Source organism: Vibrio sp. Vb1026, assembly GCF_033338745.1.
In the GTDB taxonomy this organism is placed as follows: domain Bacteria; phylum Pseudomonadota; class Gammaproteobacteria; order Enterobacterales; family Vibrionaceae; genus Vibrio; species Vibrio alginolyticus.
In genome coordinates this window covers 1-1,265 of the sequence record NZ_JAWOTH010000118.1, presented here as the reverse complement: position 1 = coordinate 1,265, position 1,265 = coordinate 1, and the positions used below count along the sequence as shown (strand labels likewise).

The 1,265-nt window shown below is 60.3% G+C and carries 1 protein-coding gene; it reads right to left on the bottom strand.

Translation table 11 applies throughout. The features are described from left to right. Nucleotides 1-235 precede the first annotated feature (235 nt). On the bottom strand, nt 236-1,265 hold a 1,030-nt coding region (locus R7E47_RS24620), incomplete at its 5' end, for an IS91-like element ISVsa3 family transposase (protein ID WP_031430888.1).

Genomic DNA, 1,265 nt, shown 5'->3' with positions numbered 1-1,265 from the left:
ACGTATAGGAAGAATAAACGCCCTTTTCACCCAAGTCCAACAGCTTTGGACCGCAGTTGACTCTTTCGACACCCCTGCGATGCAACCCAATCCGGCTGACGGGGAGCCAGCAACGCTGAAAATTTACCCTCCTCTTTCCCACTAGCGGCTCCTTTTCCGACAACCAGCACGGCGGATCCCTGCCGCGGCGCTGTGAACGCAGCATTTTGATTGGTATCGTTGGCCTTCAGGCTCGTCAGTCAAACAGACCCAGGAGCAGCTCAGCCGGTGGCGCCCGGCTTTCGGGTAACGCCCTGGTCCCGCTGGTTTCGGCTTTGTGCTTCAGGTGATCAAGGATCTGCTTGATCACTATAGGGTCTTCAATGCAGGCGATGACTTTCATGGCGCCGCCGCAGCCGCTGCAGGTCTCGATGTCGATATTGAAAACACGCTTGAGCCGTTGCGCCCATGTCATCGACGCTCGCCGTTGTGCTGGTGTTGCCGGTTCATCAGCCACCCTGACCTTGTTGCCCCTGCCCCGTTTTGCCGGCGTGACCAACGCCCGGTGCCGACTGTTGGGTGCGAACACCCCGTGGAAGCGGGTTAGGTTGACTCTGGGCTTCGGTACCAGGGCGGCCAGCCTTGCAATGAAATCCAATGGTTCGAAAATGACGTGCGTGGTGCCGTCCCGGTACGGCGTCTTGAGCTGGTAGCGCACGTTGCCGCCTCGTGTTAACGACAGCCGCTTCTCGGATACCGCCGGGCGGCTGATGTACCGGCACAGCCGTTCGAGCTTCTTGCGTTCATCGGCCCTGGCCGCCACGCCGGCGTGCAGGCTGGACCCGGCTACCTTGCCAATCCCGTCACCGAACGGATCACCACTGGTCGGCAGAGTTTGCAAAGTGAACACCTTTCGCCCCGCCTGTGAACCGACAGCGATACGGTAAGTGATCGAGTGCCCCAGCAGGGGTGTCATCGGGTCGTCATCCACCGCATCCGAGGCCAGATAGCTGTTTTCGACATCCCGTTCCAGCAGGCCTTGCCGTTCCAGATAGCGACCCACCCGGTGGGCGATGGTGTGCGTCAGCTGGGTGAGCTCTGGGCTGGTCGGCGCCTTGACCCAGCGGAAACGCGCTGAGCCGTGGGATTGCTCGACATACACACCGTCGAGAAACAGCATGTGGAAGTGAACATTCAGATTGAGCGCCGATCCAAAACGCTGGATCAGGGTGACCGCGCCCGTCTTGGCCACTTGGTGGGTATGGCCCGCTTTCTTGACCAGGTGC